We start from the raw sequence: 18309 nt of genomic DNA on the forward strand, positions 1-18309 counted from the left end.
TTGTTTCATAACGATAACCGCCCGACAAATAATATGCCGGGCAGTAGTTGTAGAATACATTATTTATCTTTCGCTTTTGTAATTTCCGTTTCCGGACCGTGTCATCTGCTTATCAGCAGGTGATCACGCGTTTTCCAGAAGTTTCTCCACACTTGTAAGTTTTACGCAGAGTACAAATACTTCTGCTGCTTTTCCAAGGTCTTCCAGAGTCGGGAAGCTTGGTGCAATACGGATGTTGGAGTCTTTCGGGTCTTTTCCATATGGATAAGTTGCGCCTGCTCCTGTAAGAACAACACCTGCTTCTTTTGCTTTGGCTACGATCGCTTTCGCACATCCTTCCATAGAATCGAAGGAGATGAAATATCCGCCGTGCGGTTTGGTCCACTCACCGATTCCCAGGCCGCCCAGTTCTTTTTCAAGTGTATCCAGTACCAGTTCGAATTTCGGGCGGATGATGTTTGCGTGTTTTCTCATGTGTTCATGCAGTCCGTTGAGGTCTTTGAAAAATCTTACGTGACGTAACTGATTTAATTTGTCATGTCCGATGGTCTGGATCTGCATGTAGCTGCGGAAATCTTCCAGGTTTGCTTTGGATGCTGCAACTGCTGCGATACCAGATCCCGGGAAGCTTACTTTGGATGTTGATGTGAATTTATATACGATATCAGGGTTGCCTGCTTTCTCGCATTCTTCGAGGATTTCTACAAGGAAGTCCTGGTTGTCATCATAGAGATGATGGATGCTGTATGCGTTGTCCCAGTAGATACGGAAATCAGGTGCTGCAGGTTTCAGTCTTGCGAAACGTTCTACTGTTTCTCTGGAATATGTGTAGCCCTGTGGGTTGGAGTATTTCGGTACGCACCAGATTCCTTTGATAGCTGCGTCTTCGCTGACAAGTTTCTCTACCATATCCATGTCTGGTCCCTGTGGTGTCATTGGGACATTGATCATCTCGATTCCGAAGAATTCTGTGATCTTGAAATGACGGTCATATCCTGGTACAGGACAGAGGAATTTTACTTTATCAAGTTTACACCATGGAGTGTTTCCCATTACGCCGTGAGTCATGGAACGTGCGATGCTGTCGAACATGACATTCAGGCTGGAGTTTCCGTAGATGATGATGTGGTCAGGATCTACTTCAGACATTTCGCCGAGAAGACGTTTGGCTTCCGGGATTCCGTCGATGACACCGTAGTTACGGCAGTCTACGCCTGTTTCGCATTTCAGGTCTGAGTCGCTGTTTAATACGTCCATCAGGTTCATGGAAAGGTCGAGCTGGTCTGCGGCTGGTTTTCCACGTGACATGTCCAGAGCTAATCCCTGTGCTTTGATATCTGCATATTCTTTATCCAGCTGTGCTTTCAGTGCAAGCAGTTCTTCTTTGCTCATGTCGCTGTATTTTTTCATAATATTCCTCCTTGTTCTGCCATGGATGGAACTTGGTGATTCCGTATTGGACAATCATTTGTTTTTCCTGTGGCAACAATTTTTATGCTTTTTACATTTTAGTATGGTAAAACGGGGGTTGTCAAGTATTTTTATGGAATTGTTAAGGATTGTTAAAATTTTACCATTGCCCTCTATTGCATTTCAAATATTATTATAATATAATTATGATGTGTTTTTAATGTCTTATCAATATCTGTTACATCATACTGAATCGTATTTGTAGCTAAATAAATGACATCATTATCCGAAACCGATGTACAGATACAATAAGAATTACTTTTTCACAAAGAGGAAAAATCATGATGAAAAGACAGGATTGACTGAATACATTTCTTTAGTACTTAAATAATTTTTAAGGCAGGTCGAAATTCATCGAGAATTTCGGCTTGCCTTTTTTCATGTAACAGCGTATATTGAAATCAGTTAACAGATCTTTTAACTATCTGAATTGTTCTTATCAGGCTGACCTGATATCTTTTTTATTTCAAATATCCTAAAGAGCATCTCATATCCCAAATAACACCTCTTGTCTGCTATGCAATATCTCTTTGCAATATCTTTTGATATCAAATATCCACGAAAGGAGGATAACCATGTCTGTTTTTATCTACGCTATTGTCCTGATCCTGTTTGCATTACTGGCTGTGGGTATCGGTCTGCTGGTGCTTGTGTGCTGGGCTCTTGCCACGGCAGCTGGCAGATATGACTGCTACCTGGAAAAGCACAGCAACAAAAGCTGACTTATCCCCCATCAACGAGTGAAATACAGGAAATCCGCACAGGGTCTTTCCACATCATCGATCAGCTTGTTCATGACTTTACCGTTAAAATATAAAGTGGCAGATCCGCCTCCGTCCAGATTATAGGCATATTTGCAGTTATAGGACTGGAAGATATTTACCATATCCCAGTGGTTCAGCCCGTTATAACTTCCGGTATTGGTGACCAGAAGTACATAATCATTTGGCTTCACCATCCCTACGGCAGTCCGCGGATAATATTTCTCCGTTTCTGCCCAGGGCAGCTGTGCTTCCCCTTTCTGGATCAGTACAGGACCGAAATTGTAAGTGTCCTTTACTCCGGCCTTCAGGAGTTTCTTTCCGGAGAGCCCCTGTTTCGGTGTGTAGATAGTTCCGTTTTTCTTCACTGCCATTACGGAATAGCTGGTGGTGTAATCTCCGTAAAGCTTGCCATTCTTAATACACATTCCAAGAGGTGACGGCTGGCCTGTGGAATAATCGAAGGCACTGCCGTTTACCCCGATCACCCCTCCATTGGAAGAAACGGCAGAGGAAGTGGTCTGCCTGTCACCACCGTAAGTGCCGTAAGATAAGGCTGATTTCAGCTGTCCCGGGCCTGAAGTTTTTATATGTGCCACCCAATAGGAAATGCCGTGGGTACTCTTTTTCTTTAATGTGATGTCCAGAGTACTGCTTTTATACGTGTAGGTATTTCCTTTGTGGGTTACCTTTGGTTTGCCGCCGGATGAAGATTTTTTATAGCGCTGGCCCTTGCTGTTTACATAATATTTTCCCACCTTGGAGCTGGTGACAAGAGCACCCTTGGGGGCTTTGAAGTAATAGTAATGGCCTTTTATCTTATGCCAGCCTGTTGCCATAGTGGAATTCTTAAGAAAATAGTATTTTTTTCCTTTATATTTCAGCCACCTGCCAGCGATGGCTACACCGGATTTGTTAAAATAGTACCGGTATTTCGTGCCGATAGACCAGCGGTTCCGGTACATGGCTCCGTTTTTACGGCTGTAGTAGTATTTTTTGCCGGAACGCTTCAGCCATCCGGTGAAACGTTTACCATTGGCAGTGCAGTAATAATAGTGTCCTTTGTATTTAAAAGAACCGCAGATCATCCGCCCCTTGGAATTGTAGAAATAATAGGCTCCATGGATCTTGCGCCATCCTGTTTTCTTCGATGTGATGCTGACAGAAGTGGCTTCCTGCCTGACATAGGCGGCAGCCTGTACGGAAACTGTATGAACTGTGCTTCCCGCTGTACAAAATAAGAACAGGATAAGCAGCAGCAACCATTTCCGGGAAATCCGCGTTTTTTTCATGTATATCGCCTCCAGTAAAATATCACGTCGTATTCATCAAGCATTATACCAGAAACAACCGTTCTGTCTGTAATATAAAAGAGAGCTGCCCAAATACGGCAGCTCTGTGGAACAGTATTGAGGTTAATAGTTATATGCTCCTTCATAGGCATTGCACCTGTCCAGTTTACGAGACAGATTCCGGCAGGTACTGCATCGATCACAGAAACCCTGTCCATAGCAGGTGGAACAGGCGCAGGTCTTACAGGCTTTACGGTCATAGCCTGAAGTGCTGAGAGGAAGTTTGTTTTCCGTTGCGTTACTCATAAATATCGCCCTCCTTATACGTTACCTTGTACTTTGTATTATACGCTGACAAGGCTGGAATACAAGAGGTTAATAATCGGTTTTCTGGTAGAATCTTCCGTTTATGTAGTCTGTCTTGATGATATTTACGAATGCTTTCGGGTCGATCTCATGAACCTTCTTTACCAGATATTTCGCTTCTTCTGTGGAAACTACTGAATAAATCATGCTGGTCTTTTCATCGGTGTAACAGCCGGTTCCCTCGAATCTGGTAGCTGTGTGGTTAGTCAGTTTAAAAATTTCTTCATAAATCTGGTAAGGTTCCTTCGTAATAATAAACAATGTATGTTTCTTATATCTCTGGTTCAGCATCTGGATCACCTGGGTAGAGGTGAACTGGAAAATAATGGAGTACAGTGCTCTGTCCCATCCGAAGAGCAGACCTGCCACTGTCAGAATCACTGCGTTTCCACACAGAATATAATTCCAGATATCCCTGCCGCTCTTCTCTGAAAAGTAAATGGCGATAAAGTCCGTTCCCCCGGTACTTGTATTACCGATCAGGCAGAGACTGATACATAAACCATTGATCAGACCTCCGAAGATACTGATCAGCAGCGTATCGTAGGTGATGGGCTGACTTGGGATAATATCTGTAAGCAGACCGGAAAGTACAATGACACAGACAGAACTGATGGTAAATTTCTTTCCGATAAATTTCAGGCCGATAAATACAGGAATGGAGTTCAGTGTTACATTGATCAGCGTATAAGGAACGGCAATTCCTGCAAAAGTCTGAAAGATACTCTGGAGCAACAGTGTCAGTCCCGTAAAGCCGCCGGGAAAAAGTCCACCTGCACGTACAAAAGTTTTAATATTCAACGCCATGATCGTTGCAGCCAGAATTGCACAGCCGTAACGTTTGGCTTCATGTTTTAAATTAAGTTCTTTCATCTTTTATTTCACACCGCTTTTCTTCTATTTTGCTTCCCATCTTCCGGATGCACCACATGGCAGAACCAGTCCGTTGGAACTTACCGGAAGCCCGATCTCCTGAGAATCCACATGGCCGTCAAATTTCTTCAGCTCTGTGGAAAGCATATAAGTCAGCACTGCCGGTGCCAGACCGGTTGTATAAGAATTGATCAGGAAAAATAACGGATCATCGCTGAGGAGCTTTGTACACAGCTTGATCAGATCATGGATACAATCCTCAATCTTCCAGATCTCGCCTTTCGGTCCACGACCATAGGAAGGTGGGTCCATAATGATCGCATCGTAATGATTTCCTCTGCGGATCTCACGCTCCACAAACTTCACACAATCATCCACCAGCCAGCGGATGGGCGCATCTCCCAGTCCGGAAGCAACTGCGTTTTCCTTCGCCCAGGTAACCATACCCTTGGACGCATCTACATGAGTAACAGAAGCCCCTGCTGCAGCTGCTGCCAGGGTAGCACCGCCTGTATAGGCAAAAAGGTTCAGGACTTTTACCGGACGTCCTGCATTACGGATCTTATTACCAAACCAGTCCCAGTTGGTCGCCTGCTCCGGAAACAGGCCTGTGTGCTTAAAGCTAAACGGTTTCAGATGGAAAGTCAGATCCTTATAATGAATATCCCACTGCTCCGGCAGATCAAAGAACTCCCATTCTCCGCCGCCTTTCTTACTTCTGTGGTAATGACCATTCATATGTTTCCAGCCTTTATTCGTCTTCGGTGTATCCCAGATCACCTGCGGGTCCGGACGCACCAGAAGGTAATCACCCCAGCGTTCCAGCTTCTCCCCACAGGAAGTATCGATCACTTCATATTCTTTCCATCCGTCTGCAATCCACATCTTCTATCTAATCCTCCTAAATAAATGCATAATGAGTTATAATTGTACTACAGAATAAACCATTAGTAAATCAAAAATCACCTGATTTCTACTTTTTAAAGTATAGAGTAAAACTCCCCCAATATCAAGCAAACCATCATAATTCGCAGTTGTAACAGAATAAAGTGATATACATATGAAACAAAAAAAACAAGCCAAAACTCTTTCGAGCCTCAGCTTGTTTTACATCATCACTTATTTATTTTTCTTCTTCATAGAAGCGATCACAGACTGAATAACAATGAAGAAGCAGAGCAGTGCGGAAAGAATAATTCTTACCCACCAGCTTGATAAAGTACCCTGAGTAGTGATCAAACTGGAAATTGTACCTTTGATCAGAACACCAAACAATGTACCGATCGGAGTACCAACACCACCGGAAAGAAGTGTACCACCGATAACTGCTGATGAAATCGCATCCATCTCAAGACCTTTCGCCTGTTCAACGAAACCTGCGCAGCTGTTTAAGCAGAACAGGAAACCGCCGAGACCTGCAAGGAAACCATCCAGAACATAAGCCTGGAACATTGTCTTCTTAACATTCAGACCCATCATCAATGCACTCTGACGGTTACCGCCGATGGCATAAAGCTTACGTCCGAATTTACGATATTTCAGAAGAACTGCAATAATAACTACAATGATCAGTGCGATCACAACTGTCGGCGGAATATACGCCGGAATAAATTTACCTTTCTTATTGGTAGAACCAAAAGGCATATAAAAACGGTAGTTCGCCCATTTCAGGAATAATTCATTCTTAATGGAAATCATATCAGTACTGATGATAGCTGTCATACCACGTCCAAAGAACATACCAGCCAGAGTAACGATGAATGGCTGAATGTCAAGGTAAGCTACCAGGAAGCCCTGAACAATACCGAATGCAACACCAATGAGCAATGCAACTAAAACTGCCACATATGTATTTACACCTTTGTTCTCCATCAGATCTGCAAGAACCATACAAACAAGAGCTGTTACAGAACCAACGGAAATATCAATACCACCGGTGATCATAACGATAGTAAGACCACACGCAATAACCAGAAGACCTGCATTAGATACGAACAGGTTCAGAAACATCTGCGGTTTCGCGAAACCTTTGTCAGCGAAGATGATCATACCAGCAATATACATTACTACAAATAAAGCGATTGTTATCAGAAGCAGGAAGCCGTTTCCTGTCATTTTCTTTTTCTGCATTCCATTTGCTTTCATTACTTCTGACCTCCTTCTACTGCCACACTCTTTTTAGCTTTTAAGCCGGCAATATATTTTTTAAATACATCACTCTGCAGAGTAACGATGATGACTACCACGATTGCCTTATAAACAGGAAGCTGGTCAGCTTTTACGTTCATTGCATAGAGTGTTGTGGTCAGAGCCTGAATGGTATAAGCACCAATTACGGAACCGATCAGACTGAATTTACCACCGCCAAGGAAGTTTCCGCCAAGTGCTACTGCAAGGATAGCATCCATTTCCAGGTTAAGACCGATGTTGTTTGCATCTGCGGAGTAGATACGGCTGGATGCCACGATTCCGGCGATACCAGCCAGAACACCACAAATAACATAAGTAAGGAATTTGATCATTGTGGAATTTAATCCAACAAGGCGGGCTGCCTTTCCATTAATACCAACACTTTCAATGTAAAGACCAAGTGCTGTTTTCTTCAGGATCAGGTAAACAATTAAAACTGTAATGATCGCAAAGAAAATAGGAGTTGGAATCGGACACTTTCCAATGTAACCACCTGCCATCTTGAAAGAATCCACACGGATATAAGTAATCTGTCCGTTTGTTACAAGCTGTGCAATACCACGTCCGGCTGTATAAAGGATCAAAGTTGCAACCATCGGCTGAATATTCAGCCTGGCAACCAGAAATCCATTGAACGCACCACATAATGCAGATGCAAGAAGCGCTGCAATCACTGCAATGATAATCGAGTTCTGATACTCATTTACAGAAACCTGTCCACCGGAAAGAATCTGACAGCAAACTGCAGCTGCTACAGCCATGATCGCACCAACACTGATATCCTGTCCACCGGATGCCGCTGTTACCAGTGTCATACCGATTGCAAGGATAACCAGCTCTGAAGCACGATTGATAACATCAATGATATAACCGTAAAGTACACCGTTTCGAATCGATACATTAAAGAAGTCCGGTGTCTTGATCACATTGAGCAAAAGTACGGCGATGAGACACACGATAGGAAGAAACAGACGCGCACTTGTTATTTTCTTTAATTTACTCTTATTCATTATTTATCGTCACCTCCGGCAATAGCTTTCATAACTCCGCTCTGGGAAAGTTCATTCTCTTCCAGCTCGCCTACCTTCTGACCGTCACGAAGGACTGCCATACGGGAACAGGTACGGAGCATTTCCTCAACCTCTGAGGAGATAAATGTAACTGCCATTCCCTGATCTGCAAGATCAAGAACCAGTTTCTGAATCTCAGTTTTCGTACCGATATCAATACCTCGGGTCGGCTCATCCAGGATCAGGTAATCCGGATTTGTCAGAAGCCATCTTCCAAGGATAACCTTCTGCTGGTTACCACCGGACAGGCTCTTGATCGGGGTTTCACGGCTTGCTGTCTTGATCTGCAGCAGTTTAATATACTTATCGGCTGCTTCTTCCATTTCTTTCTTGCTTAATGGATGGAACATACCACGTTTAGCCTGGAGCGCTATAATAATATTTTCTCTTACAGAAAGATCAGCAATGATACCTTCTGCTTTTCTGTCTTCCGGAAGATACGCCATACCAAGCTTCATAGCATCCAGAGGACTGTTGATCTTTGCTTCTTTACCTTTAACCTTAAGGGTTCCAGTCTCTGCTTTGTCTGCACCATAGATGGTACGTACAAGTTCGGAACGTCCGGAACCAAGAAGTCCGGTAAGACCAATAACCTCTCCTTTGTTAATGGTAAGGTCAAATGGTTTAATGGTTCCTTTATGAGAAAGCCCTTTGGCTTCGATAACAGGTTCAGGTTTTCCCTGTTTCTTATCTTTGTGCTCGCCTTTGATATCGGCAAGGTCATCAAAGTCTTTACCCATCATCTTGGCAACCAGCATAACTCGTGGAAGATCTTTTGTCTCATACTCTCCTACCAGTTCGCCGTTACGAAGAACTGTAATTCTGTCGCAGACTGCATATACCTGTTCAAGGAAGTGGGTAACGAAGATAATACCTACACCTTCATCACGAAGTCTTCTCATAAGTACGAACAATTTTTCAACTTCATCATCATCCAGTGAGGAAGTCGGCTCATCCAGGATCAGTACACGACATTTCATATCAACCGCACGTGCAATTGCGATCATCTGCTGGATCGCGATGGAACACTCTTCCAGCTGCTGTGTTGGCGGCACATGAATGTCCAGGCTCTCAAGAAGTTTTCCTGAGCGCTCATTCATCTGCTTCCAATCGATCATTCCCATCTTTCTCGGCTCTCTGCCGATAAATAAGTTTTCGGCTACAGTCAGGTTCGGGCAAAGGTTTACTTCCTGGTATACTGTACTGATACCGTTTGCCTGTGCCTCCTGCGGAGAATGATTTACAATTGCATTGCTGTTTCCGGCCATATGAATAGAACCGCTTTCAAATTCATGAACACCGGTCAGAACCTTGATCAGTGTTGATTTACCTGCACCGTTCTCACCCATCAGTGCGTGGATCTCACCTCTACGAAGGGTAAAGTCCACATGGGAAAGGGCACGAACGCCAGTGAAATTTTTGGAAATATCACGCATCTCCAATACTACATTTTGTTCCATAATCTTTCCACCTGCTTTCTATACTGGTTTTTACCCCTCATCGCTGAATTTTTTTCAGCAAAGCGGGTTAATTCATGGCATAAAGGTAGCGTGGTCCGCAACCCGGGTTTCTCCGAATTATGAACCACGCTCCGGATTTACACTAATAATTAGTATGCACGTCCATCAATGATGTCCTGTGTAATAGTTGTTACTTCATAGTCAGCGTCGTCAACTTTGATAGATGTAACTGTATCATCAGCTGCAAACATTTCTTCATCTACATAAGCCTGTTTGTCAACCTCTTCGCCAGCTTCAAGTTTCTCGATGATTTCCTGTACACGTGGTCCGTGTAATGGGTTACACTCTGTATCCAGTGTGATCTTTCCGCTTAATGTATCTGTAAGACCAGCATTTGTTGTATCGAAGGACATTACAAGGATCTGGCCTTCTTCTCCACCAACTTCGTAGCCTGCTGCTTCGATGGCATCAATTGCACCAAATGCCTCGTTATCATTCTCACAGTAAACAACATCAATGTCATCACCGCTCTGTTTCAGGATAGATTCCATAACTTCCTGACCTTTGGCCTGTGTAAATTCACCTGACTGCTGTGCAAGTGTTGTCCAGTTGTCATGAGCCTCTACTGCATCATCAAATCCCTGTGTACGTCCGATCTGAGCAGATGCACCGATAGTTCCCTGGATGTCAACAAGATTGATTTCTTCATCTCCACGTCCCTTTGCTTCCAGATATGCATCCAACCATGCCATAGCTTTCTGACCTTCAAGTTTGAAGTTTGATCCAACCCATGCTGTGTAAAGGCTGTCATCAGATACATCAACCATACGGTCTACGATAATTACAGGGATTCCTGCGTCTTTTGCTTCCTGGAGAACTGTATCCCAACCTGTCTCTGTTACAGGAGCAAGTACGATGTAATCAACTTCCTGCTGGATGAAGTTACGGATTGCTGTTAACTGGTTTTCCTGTTTCTGCTGTGCATCGTCGAAGATTAATTCATATCCGTTCTCTTCGCTGAATGTGGATTTCATGGATTCTGTATTAGCTGTACGCCAGTCAGATTCAGCACCTACCTGTGAAAAACCAACTGTGATTGTGTCATCCGCTGCTGCTACACCCACTGCCGGAACAACGCTCATACCGCATACCATTGTTGCTGTTAATAAAGCTGACACGATTTTTTTCTTCATTTTGTAAATCCTCCCGATTCATTTAAGATGTCTTTATTATAGTAAAAATCCAGAAAAATTCCATAGAATATTTTCCGCAAAAAGTTTATTCTTCTATCATATTTTGTTCATAATTTATACAAAGTTTGTTTTTTTATTTCAGAAGTTGGATTTTTTATTGTGCATTATAAACATAGAAATAAATTATCACCTTATTTTTATATTCATATCGCACAATTCATCATTGGTCGACATAATCTTCTTCGCCATATACACCTCCATCACAGTTCCTTCTCCCTCTGTGGAAGAAATCTTCAGTCCATATCCCGGTCCGTAATAAAGTGCGATCCTCTCTGATACCGCCGCAAGTCCGAATCCGGCTCTCTCCCCGGTACGGATTGCTTCCTGTACCTCATGAAGACGTTCCGGCGTCATCCCCTGTCCATTGTCTGTGACTCTCAGCATCATATCCTCTCCCAGGTCAAATCCTTCTATAAGGATCTTGCCTTTTCCCCGCTTATTCTTGATTCCGTGATAAAGCGCATTCTCAGCAAGGGGCTGCAGGGTAAGCTTGGGAACCATGATATTGTCCAATTCTGCCGGAATATTGATCTCGAATTCCAGAATATCCCTGTATCTGGACTGCTGGATCTCCAGATAACTCAGGGTATGGCGTTCCTCTTCTGACAGAGGAATAATATCTTTTCCTTTGGAAAGGGATGTCCGGAAAAAAACAGACAGGCTTGTGATCATATCCACCGCATCCTGGTCCATTCCCCCCTCAACCAGCCATACGATGGTATCCAGTGTATTATAGAGAAAATGAGGATTTACCTGTGCCTGGATCAGCTGCAGTTCTGTAAGATGCTGGGCTTCCTGCTCCTTCCGGACATTTTCCAGAAGTCCTTTGATCCGGCCTGCCATCTTTCTAGTTCCTGCATCCAGCTCCTGGATCTCCACACAGTCAGCAGGCACAGCGGAAATATTTTTATACTCCCCTTTTCCTACCTTCTTAATATTCTGAAGAATCTCAGAAACCGGTTTGGTAATGCTGTAGGTCAGCCGGAAAGAACGGCGCAGCAATATGATCACTGACAAAAGAATAACGGCACACATGGTCAGAAGGGTAAGCCGTACATTTCCTGCAAGCTGGGATTCCAGCTGTACCAGCTGGGTCGCCTCCTGGTAAATATAATTCTGCATTTCCTTTTCAAACAATGTAGTCAGGATCTCTGTATTATTTGCCACGAATTCCTGGCGTTCTTCATAATCTTTGATCTCAAGAAGCTGGTTCATCCTTTTTTTTAGGTTGGTAAGATAATTCGTCATATATTTTAAAGAACGCAGACTTTCTTTCTTCGTAGAGGTATTTTTCAGTTTCTCTACTGTGTCAATGGCTTTATCCACCTGCTCTATGGGAAGGCCATCCCTGCCCTTCCTGCCGATGGTGACATAATAAATATCCATATCCACTTCATCTTTGAAACTCATGTCATTGTTGGAATTTCTGTAGTTGGCATTATATTCGGAACTGACTGCCAGATTGTTGGATAACTGATTGTATTTGTTGGTATAGTGCCAGAAAAAAACAAGAAGCACTATGATCAGAACAGCCATAGGAATCATAGTGCTCAGAAGCATCCACTTCATCTTATTTTCCAGTTTCTCCTGTTTCTCCTTCATGGATCAGGCTTCTCCTCTCGTTTTACGATATTCGCTGGGTGTCATGCCCTGGGCCTTTTTGAAAAGGTAGCTGAAGTAGTGGGCATCTTTATATCCTACTTCTCCTGCGATCTCGCTGGAACGCTTGGAAGTGCAACGTAGAAGTTCCTTGGCCTTGTTCATCCTCAGCTCTGTAAGATATTCAATAAAGGTCTGCCCCATATTCTGGCTAAAGATCGCACTGAAATGATTGGCGCTGACATTGGCCACATGTGCAGCTTTATTCAGGGAAAGATCTTCATCCATGTAATTCTCATCAATAAATTCTACGGCCTTTTTCAGAACACTGCGGTTCTGATTTCCTGCATTCTCATCACGGATGGCAATGGCTTTTTTCAGCAGTTTATCGCAATAGCTTACTGCCGCTTCCATGGATCTGCCTGTCTGCTCTACGATATCGTCTGTCTCCTCTTCTTCAATTCCTGAAACATCGCATCCCAGTTTTTTCAGGAAAGAAAGCACCGAAAATCGCACATTCAGCACTACATAGTTCCGGAATACCAGAGATCCCATAGGCTCCTGACCGATGGCGTGGAAATAATCCTGTACAAATCCATCCACTTCCTCAGCAAGTCCGCTGCTTAGAAATTTCTGCAGGATTGCCGGATTCAGGGCATTGACATTGACATTTTTCAGCTGGACATTCTCTTCTTTATATGTACTACAGGAATTTTCATTTTCCTCTTCCAGCGTATCATATGCCAGAATATGTCCATCATAAAGATATCGGAAAGAATAGGCTCTCATGGCTGTACGGTAGCTGTGCCGGATCTGGCTCAGTCTGTCTGCATCCTCTCCCACAGCGATAAACCAGTCTGCATTCTGGCTTGTTTCTTCCATAATATTCCGGACAGCCTCCACGCAGTCCCGGGTATTTCTGCTGATGGTATCATGCTGTCCCTTTACCAGAATGGCATAACTGAACACCTGATGGCGGAAAAGGATTGCAACCGGATGGCTGAGGAAATAATTCTCAATCTTCTTATGTACTTCTGCTTCCCAGTCAGAATCTCCTTCCACAGAACTGTAACTGCTGTCTGAGGTATCCGGTGTGAAAATAAGGATATTATATGCTTCTGCCACAATATCAAGATTCAGCTTGTCTGCTCTTTTATAAACTTCCTCCAGGTCTGAATCCGCTCTTACCAGGGATTCAAAGAAATCCCTGCTTGCATTCCGTTCATATTCCTGCATTTCCAGACGGAACTTCTCATAATATTCCTTCTGTGTCTTCTCATGCTCATAACGGTTATGGATCTCTACCAGTCTCTCGATAAAGGCATTCTTCGTGATGGGTTTCAGCAGATAGTCTTCCACTCCGATGCTGATGGCCTGTTTAGCATAATTAAAATCATCATATCCACTGAGGATCACGATCTTGATATCCGGAAGTTCTTTTTTTACAAGTTTACATAAAGTTAATCCATCCATAAATGGCATTTTTATATCTGTGATCAGAAGATCCGGTCTGAATTTCAGGATCAGGGGCAATGCCATCTCTCCGTCAGCAGCCTCTCCTGCCAGTTCAAATCCATACTGTTCCCACGGGATCATACGCTTGATCGTTTCCCTCACTATAACTTCATCTTCTACCAAAAAGGTTTTCAGCATGTCTCTACTCTCCCTTCCCGTATTCTTTTTATAACTTTAATACAGATTGAATTATCAGGCAAGTTGTTTTTTTCGACAAAAAGGCCCCATCCGGACAGGGAAGCCGGGCAGGGCCTGATCTACAGGTTGAATGATTTATTAGTTTATTTTTTCTGGAAAAGTTCCTCTGCCTTTGGTGTCCAGCGTTCTGCATAGGCATCACATTTCGCACAGAGATGCTCTACTGTTTCCGGAGACTGAAGGTCTGTGGACTTGGCTCCTGTTTTCTCTACCATCTGGCGGAGAAGTTTCGGATTCTCAAGCATCGGGCACGGACGAAGCATGTTTTCATTAAATGGCTGTCCGTCATGATATGCCATGAAGATCGGGCTCTTCAGTGCTTCAAGCAGAGTGTTCTTATAAATATTGGCATTTGAATAATGGATAAATACACATGGATCAACATCGCCGTTTGCATTGATATGCAGGTAACGTCTTCCACCTGCAATACATCCGCCTACATATTCTGCATCGTTCTGGAAATCCATGCTGAAGATGGACTTGGTCTGACGGAATTTTCTGATCTGGTGGTACATTTTTTCACGCTGCTGCGGGTTCGGCATTAATTCTACTACTGCTTCGTTACCTGTCGGCATGTAATGGAAGAACCATACGAACAGTGCGCCACAGTCGATAATGTGATCGAAGTATTCTTCGCTGCTGACACTGTCTACGTTTGCAGAAGTATAGCAGGTGGAAACACCGAATGGAAGTTTGTGAGATTTCAGAAGTTCCATTGCATGCATAACTTTGTCATAAACACCGTCCCCACGGCGTCCGTCGTTTGCTTCTTCAGAACCTTCCAGGCTGATGGCAGGTACGAAGTTCTTTACACGGAGCATTTCCTGGCAGAACTCTTCATCGATCAGAGTACCATTGGTAAAGGAAAGGAATTCGCAGTCCGGATATTTCTCACAGATACGGATCAGGTCTTTTTTACGTACCAGAGGTTCACCGCCTGTGTAGATGTACATGTATGTTCCAAGTTTTCTTCCCTGTTCTACGATAGAGCAGATGGTGTCGAAATCGAGGTTCAGTTTGTGACCGTATTCAGCTGCCCAGCATCCTGTGCAGTGCAGATTACAGGCACTTGTAGGATCCAGAAGGATCGCCCACGGTACGTTGCAGTTGTTCTTCTCAGATACTTCCTGCTGAATAGCGCTTCCCTTTAAGCTGGCGTTTGTGATGAAGTTTGTAAAGAATGCTTCACGTACACCCGGATCCAGATCGTAGATTCTCAGGATCAGTTTGTACCAGTTGCTGTTTTTATCCTGAATGGCATTTCTGATGGCATTTCTCTGACCTTCATACCAGCCGTCCGGAACAACTTTATCGATCAGTTCCATTAATTTCGGTATATTTACTTCAGGATCTTTTTCCAGATAATTTAATCCTGTCTTAACAGCTGCGATCAGTGCAGCCTGTTTTGCTTTGTCCATGATATTCATAATCTTTCTCCTCCTTGTTGTACTGTACAAAACCTTGTACTATATGAAACGGTTTATTCTTAAATATGCCCGTCCCTTTCTAAATATCATCTGTTTTTTATCATGAATGATCTGCTGCTGTCAGCGCTTTTCGAAATCATCCATATCTATAATATCCGGTCTGCGGTTCTCCAGGATCTTGATCGTATAGATCGCCACACACAGATTCAGGATTCCTTCAAATAAGAACGAAACTCCTACCAGGATCATCATGATCTCCGCAGCATCAAATGGCCTGATCAGAAGCAGGACTCCCAGAATTCCTGTCAGAACAGCCACCACCAGAATCCTCCACCAGAGGCTCAGCCCGAATCTTTTCGCATCCATAGACATCTGAATCTTAAACAATGCATCCGCAAGTGTCAGAATCCCAAAGATTGCAAAGATCAGATTCACCACCTGCTCCCTGCGTGCAATAATGATCGCGCCCACTGCGATCAGCAGAATTCCGAACGCCAGATCAAACTGGAATGCCAGGCAGTAATAATCTTTGGAAAAATAACCTACGATCTTGATACATCCGTATGCAATGAGCATGATCCCGATCAGCGTGCAGAACAGCTTTAAAGAACAATCTGGCCAGATGATCAGACATATTCCCAGGATGACAAATAAAAGCGACATGATGATATATCCGTTTTTCGCTATTTTTAACTGTCTTATTGCTTCCATACGTACCCTCCTCTCATGTCTGCATTATAGATGTTAAAGCTTTAACAATAAATAGACAAAAACAGGCTGGTGTCCAAATTTCAGACACCAGCCGTAATATTGTTTAAATCCTGCGTATTTTGTATTCTGTTTGATCTTTCTGTTAATTATTGAGATTATGTAAGAGATCTTTACGCTTTTCCATCAGCTCTGCCATGTCCTGGATCTGCTCGGACAGGTCTTCTTTCATGCCCTGATCCAGCCAGTCCATCAGAAGACCGATATACAGACATTTATAATATTTGATCAGAAGCATCCTCTCATGATCATCAATCTCCAGACGTTCTGTATTCTTCTCGAAATACCGGGTAAATACATAACCGGATACTTCATTCATATAATACAGAAATGCATCTCTCTTTACTGAACGGTAAACATTCAGCATCATCCTTCTGTTTGCCTTTACAATATCCGCCATCTCTTCCATACATTCCAGAATGGAGTTACTCTCTCTGGGCGAATTCAGGATTTCATCCCATTTTCTTTTCAGGACATATTCCACAACTTCCGGAATATCATGAAAATGATAATAAAACGTGTTCCTGTTGACACCGCATCTCTCTACGATATCTTTTACCGTAACCTTGGACATGGGCTTCTCATCCAGAAGCTCGATCAGAGTCCTTGCAATTATATCCTTCGTAAAACCAGACATTTCTCTTCCCTCAATCACTGCATTTACATATTATGTCATTCATTATCAGGTTCCTTTGATTTTATGTATTATGCCATAAAGAGGATTTTTTTGCAAGATATGGATTCCACAATTATCTCAGTAACTTTATTTTACAGTTACCCTGCATCTGACTTTTACATCTCCTGATTTTACAGTTATAGTTACTGTACCTTTTTTCTTCGCCTTGATCACACCTTTGGTACTGACTGTGGCGATTTTGGTATTGCTGGATTTATAGGTTATTTTCTCTGTACTGTTTGCAGGCACACGCTGCGGTTTCAGAGTGAAAGATTTTCCTGCCTTAAGTGTCTTATTCGCCGGAACATTCCGTATCTGCCGTGTTATTCTGGCAATTGTAAATTTCACATAATTTCTGATCCCGGCCTTTGTAGTGTAATAAATCTTTACATTTCCCGGCTTTGATCCTGCTGTTACTTTACAGGAGCCGTCTGAGTTCTTATGCACCTTGGCAATGGAAGTGTTACTGCTGGACCAGCTTTTGACAGAATCTGGTCCGGTTATTTCCAAACTGATGTCAAAATCCATTCCCAGCTGCATCCATACACTCTCGAAAGAAGGCTGAACTGTAATATACTTCTTGATCTTCTTCTCTCCGCAGCGTGTACATTCTTTATACTGATATGCTGCAGTAGAAGTTACCTTGTATTTTTTCCACTTTGCATTCTTGTCATATTTGTGGTTTAAAGCCCAGATTATCTCACTGTCCTGCAGGGACGCCCCACATACTCCGCAGACGATCTCATCTGTATATCCATTTTCCATACAAGTGGCTTTCCTGCCTTTTTTGGTGATCTTTTTAGTATGTGGTAACTTCGGGATTTTTTTCGGTTCTTTGATCGTTTTCCCACAAGTCAGACACTCCAGACCTTCTGTCCATCCTGTAGAATAACAGGTGGGTTCTATAGCATTAATCACATAAGGATAATCATGGGTAGTATGAGCAGGTTCGATTTCTCCTTTTTCCATAAGAGTCTGGCATTTGCTGCAATACACGTCGCCTGTATAACCTTCGTGTGCACAGGTGGCCTTTACCACATTTCTTATTTCCTCTGTGTTATGTCCCAGAGGCGGGATGGTTTCTGTATGTGAAATACCACACAGAACACAGGTAAGCTTTTTCGTCCCCCCGTTCAGGCAGTCAGCAGGTACAACGATCTCTTCCGCATATACATGCTCATGATTACTAACATAATTATCGTAATATTGTTCAGCATCATTAACATCATTTGTAAATTCAGTGGTTTCAGAATTCTGCTCTGTGTCTGATGTAACTGTTTCCTCTGCAGTAAACAGTTCTGTCGGTTGTGCAGCCAGTATTCCTGTCGGACTCATAAGCAGGCAGCATGCAGATGCCAGTAATGCCAGTCCCCATTTCTTTTTCATATAAT

The 18309-nt window shown here is 43.2% G+C and carries 16 protein-coding genes; 1 reads left to right on the forward strand and 15 read right to left on the reverse strand.

Annotated elements, in window-relative coordinates; all coding sequences use genetic code 11:
- Positions 1-123: 123 nt before the first annotated feature.
- Positions 124-1410 (reverse strand): aspartate aminotransferase type Ic, encoded by a 1287-nt coding sequence (locus tag R8695_RS15045; RefSeq protein WP_118509204.1) that lies wholly within the window; start codon positions 1408-1410, stop codon positions 124-126.
- Between the two features lie 635 nt (positions 1411-2045).
- Here R8695_RS15045 and R8695_RS15050 point away from each other — a divergent pair.
- Positions 2046-2192, forward strand: coding sequence for a hypothetical protein (locus R8695_RS15050; RefSeq protein ID WP_154779535.1), 147 nt, complete (start codon positions 2046-2048; stop codon positions 2190-2192).
- An 11-nt stretch (positions 2193-2203) separates the two neighbouring features.
- On the opposite strand, the gene R8695_RS15055 is transcribed toward R8695_RS15050, so the two are convergent.
- The 14 genes from R8695_RS15055 to R8695_RS15120 form a co-directional block, all read right to left on the reverse strand.
- Entirely contained in the window at positions 2204-3523 is a 1320-nt protein-coding gene (locus R8695_RS15055; RefSeq protein WP_154779534.1) for a phosphodiester glycosidase family protein, read from the reverse strand.
- 123 nt (positions 3524-3646) lie between these two features.
- Positions 3647-3829, reverse strand: a complete 183-nt coding sequence (locus R8695_RS15060) for a hypothetical protein (RefSeq protein ID WP_118509202.1) — start codon at positions 3827-3829, stop codon at positions 3647-3649.
- Positions 3830-3898: 69 nt separating this feature from the next.
- Positions 3899-4762 carry a YitT family protein gene (locus R8695_RS15065; RefSeq protein ID WP_154779533.1) on the reverse strand — a complete coding sequence of 288 codons (864 nt, stop codon included), beginning with the start codon at positions 4760-4762 and terminating at the stop codon, positions 3899-3901.
- A gap of 24 nt (positions 4763-4786) precedes the next feature.
- On the reverse strand, positions 4787-5647 hold the full coding sequence (locus R8695_RS15070; protein WP_118509200.1) for a class I SAM-dependent methyltransferase: 861 nt from the start codon (positions 5645-5647) through the stop codon (positions 4787-4789).
- A 234-nt stretch (positions 5648-5881) separates the two neighbouring features.
- On the reverse strand, positions 5882-6907 hold the full coding sequence (locus R8695_RS15075; protein WP_118509199.1) for an ABC transporter permease subunit: 1026 nt from the start codon (positions 6905-6907) through the stop codon (positions 5882-5884).
- Positions 6907-7962, reverse strand: a complete 1056-nt coding sequence (locus R8695_RS15080) for an ABC transporter permease (RefSeq protein WP_118331574.1) — start codon at positions 7960-7962, stop codon at positions 6907-6909. The genes R8695_RS15075 and R8695_RS15080 overlap by 1 nt, the downstream gene beginning before the upstream one ends.
- Entirely contained in the window at positions 7962-9482 is a 1521-nt protein-coding gene (locus R8695_RS15085; protein ID WP_154779532.1) for a sugar ABC transporter ATP-binding protein, read from the reverse strand. The genes R8695_RS15080 and R8695_RS15085 overlap by 1 nt, the downstream gene beginning before the upstream one ends.
- Before the next feature lie 149 nt (positions 9483-9631).
- Positions 9632-10675: an ABC transporter substrate-binding protein gene (locus tag R8695_RS15090; protein WP_118331572.1), complete on the reverse strand. Its 1044-nt coding sequence runs from the start codon at positions 10673-10675 to the stop codon at positions 9632-9634.
- Positions 10676-10861: 186 nt separating this feature from the next.
- Entirely contained in the window at positions 10862-12337 is a 1476-nt protein-coding gene (locus tag R8695_RS15095; protein ID WP_118509197.1) for a sensor histidine kinase, read from the reverse strand.
- A 3-nt stretch (positions 12338-12340) separates the two neighbouring features.
- The gene (locus tag R8695_RS15100; RefSeq protein ID WP_118509196.1) at positions 12341-13987 is read right to left on the reverse strand and encodes a response regulator; all 1647 of its coding nucleotides are present in this window, start codon (positions 13985-13987) and stop codon (positions 12341-12343) included.
- Positions 13988-14130: 143 nt separating this feature from the next.
- Positions 14131-15474: a radical SAM/SPASM domain-containing protein gene (locus R8695_RS15105; RefSeq protein ID WP_118509195.1), complete on the reverse strand. Its 1344-nt coding sequence runs from the start codon at positions 15472-15474 to the stop codon at positions 14131-14133.
- 120 nt (positions 15475-15594) lie between these two features.
- On the reverse strand, positions 15595-16185 hold the full coding sequence (locus tag R8695_RS15110) for an HdeD family acid-resistance protein (protein ID WP_118509194.1): 591 nt from the start codon (positions 16183-16185) through the stop codon (positions 15595-15597).
- A 142-nt stretch (positions 16186-16327) separates the two neighbouring features.
- The gene (locus tag R8695_RS15115; protein ID WP_118509193.1) at positions 16328-16879 is read right to left on the reverse strand and encodes a TetR/AcrR family transcriptional regulator; all 552 of its coding nucleotides are present in this window, start codon (positions 16877-16879) and stop codon (positions 16328-16330) included.
- Positions 16880-17005: 126 nt separating this feature from the next.
- Complete coding sequence (locus tag R8695_RS15120) at positions 17006-18304, reverse strand: Ig-like domain-containing protein (protein WP_154779531.1); 1299 nt, start codon at positions 18302-18304, stop codon at positions 17006-17008.
- Between the last annotated feature and the right edge of the window lie 5 nt (positions 18305-18309).

Source organism: Blautia luti (assembly GCF_033096465.1).
Lineage (GTDB): Bacteria > Bacillota > Clostridia > Lachnospirales > Lachnospiraceae > Blautia_A > Blautia_A luti.

Excerpts from the sequence above, each read along its gene's own strand:
- R8695_RS15045 (WP_118509204.1), bottom strand. The coding sequence starts at position 1,410 with ATGAAAAAATACAGCGACATGAGCAAAGAAGAACTGCTTGCACTGAAA.
- R8695_RS15050 (WP_154779535.1), top strand. The coding sequence starts at position 2,046 with ATGTCTGTTTTTATCTACGCTATTGTCCTGATCCTGTTTGCATTACTG.
- R8695_RS15055 (WP_154779534.1), bottom strand. The coding sequence starts at position 3,523 with ATGAAAAAAACGCGGATTTCCCGGAAATGGTTGCTGCTGCTTATCCTG.
- R8695_RS15060 (WP_118509202.1), bottom strand. The coding sequence starts at position 3,829 with ATGAGTAACGCAACGGAAAACAAACTTCCTCTCAGCACTTCAGGCTAT.
- R8695_RS15065 (WP_154779533.1), bottom strand. The coding sequence starts at position 4,762 with ATGAAAGAACTTAATTTAAAACATGAAGCCAAACGTTACGGCTGTGCA.
- R8695_RS15070 (WP_118509200.1), bottom strand. The coding sequence starts at position 5,647 with ATGTGGATTGCAGACGGATGGAAAGAATATGAAGTGATCGATACTTCC.
- R8695_RS15075 (WP_118509199.1), bottom strand. The coding sequence starts at position 6,907 with ATGAAAGCAAATGGAATGCAGAAAAAGAAAATGACAGGAAACGGCTTC.
- R8695_RS15080 (WP_118331574.1), bottom strand. The coding sequence starts at position 7,962 with ATGAATAAGAGTAAATTAAAGAAAATAACAAGTGCGCGTCTGTTTCTT.
- R8695_RS15085 (WP_154779532.1), bottom strand. The coding sequence starts at position 9,482 with ATGGAACAAAATGTAGTATTGGAGATGCGTGATATTTCCAAAAATTTC.
- R8695_RS15090 (WP_118331572.1), bottom strand. The coding sequence starts at position 10,675 with ATGAAGAAAAAAATCGTGTCAGCTTTATTAACAGCAACAATGGTATGC.
- R8695_RS15095 (WP_118509197.1), bottom strand. The coding sequence starts at position 12,337 with ATGAAGGAGAAACAGGAGAAACTGGAAAATAAGATGAAGTGGATGCTT.
- R8695_RS15100 (WP_118509196.1), bottom strand. The coding sequence starts at position 13,987 with ATGCTGAAAACCTTTTTGGTAGAAGATGAAGTTATAGTGAGGGAAACG.
- R8695_RS15105 (WP_118509195.1), bottom strand. The coding sequence starts at position 15,474 with ATGAATATCATGGACAAAGCAAAACAGGCTGCACTGATCGCAGCTGTT.
- R8695_RS15110 (WP_118509194.1), bottom strand. The coding sequence starts at position 16,185 with ATGGAAGCAATAAGACAGTTAAAAATAGCGAAAAACGGATATATCATC.
- R8695_RS15115 (WP_118509193.1), bottom strand. The coding sequence starts at position 16,879 with ATGTCTGGTTTTACGAAGGATATAATTGCAAGGACTCTGATCGAGCTT.
- R8695_RS15120 (WP_154779531.1), bottom strand. The coding sequence starts at position 18,304 with ATGAAAAAGAAATGGGGACTGGCATTACTGGCATCTGCATGCTGCCTG.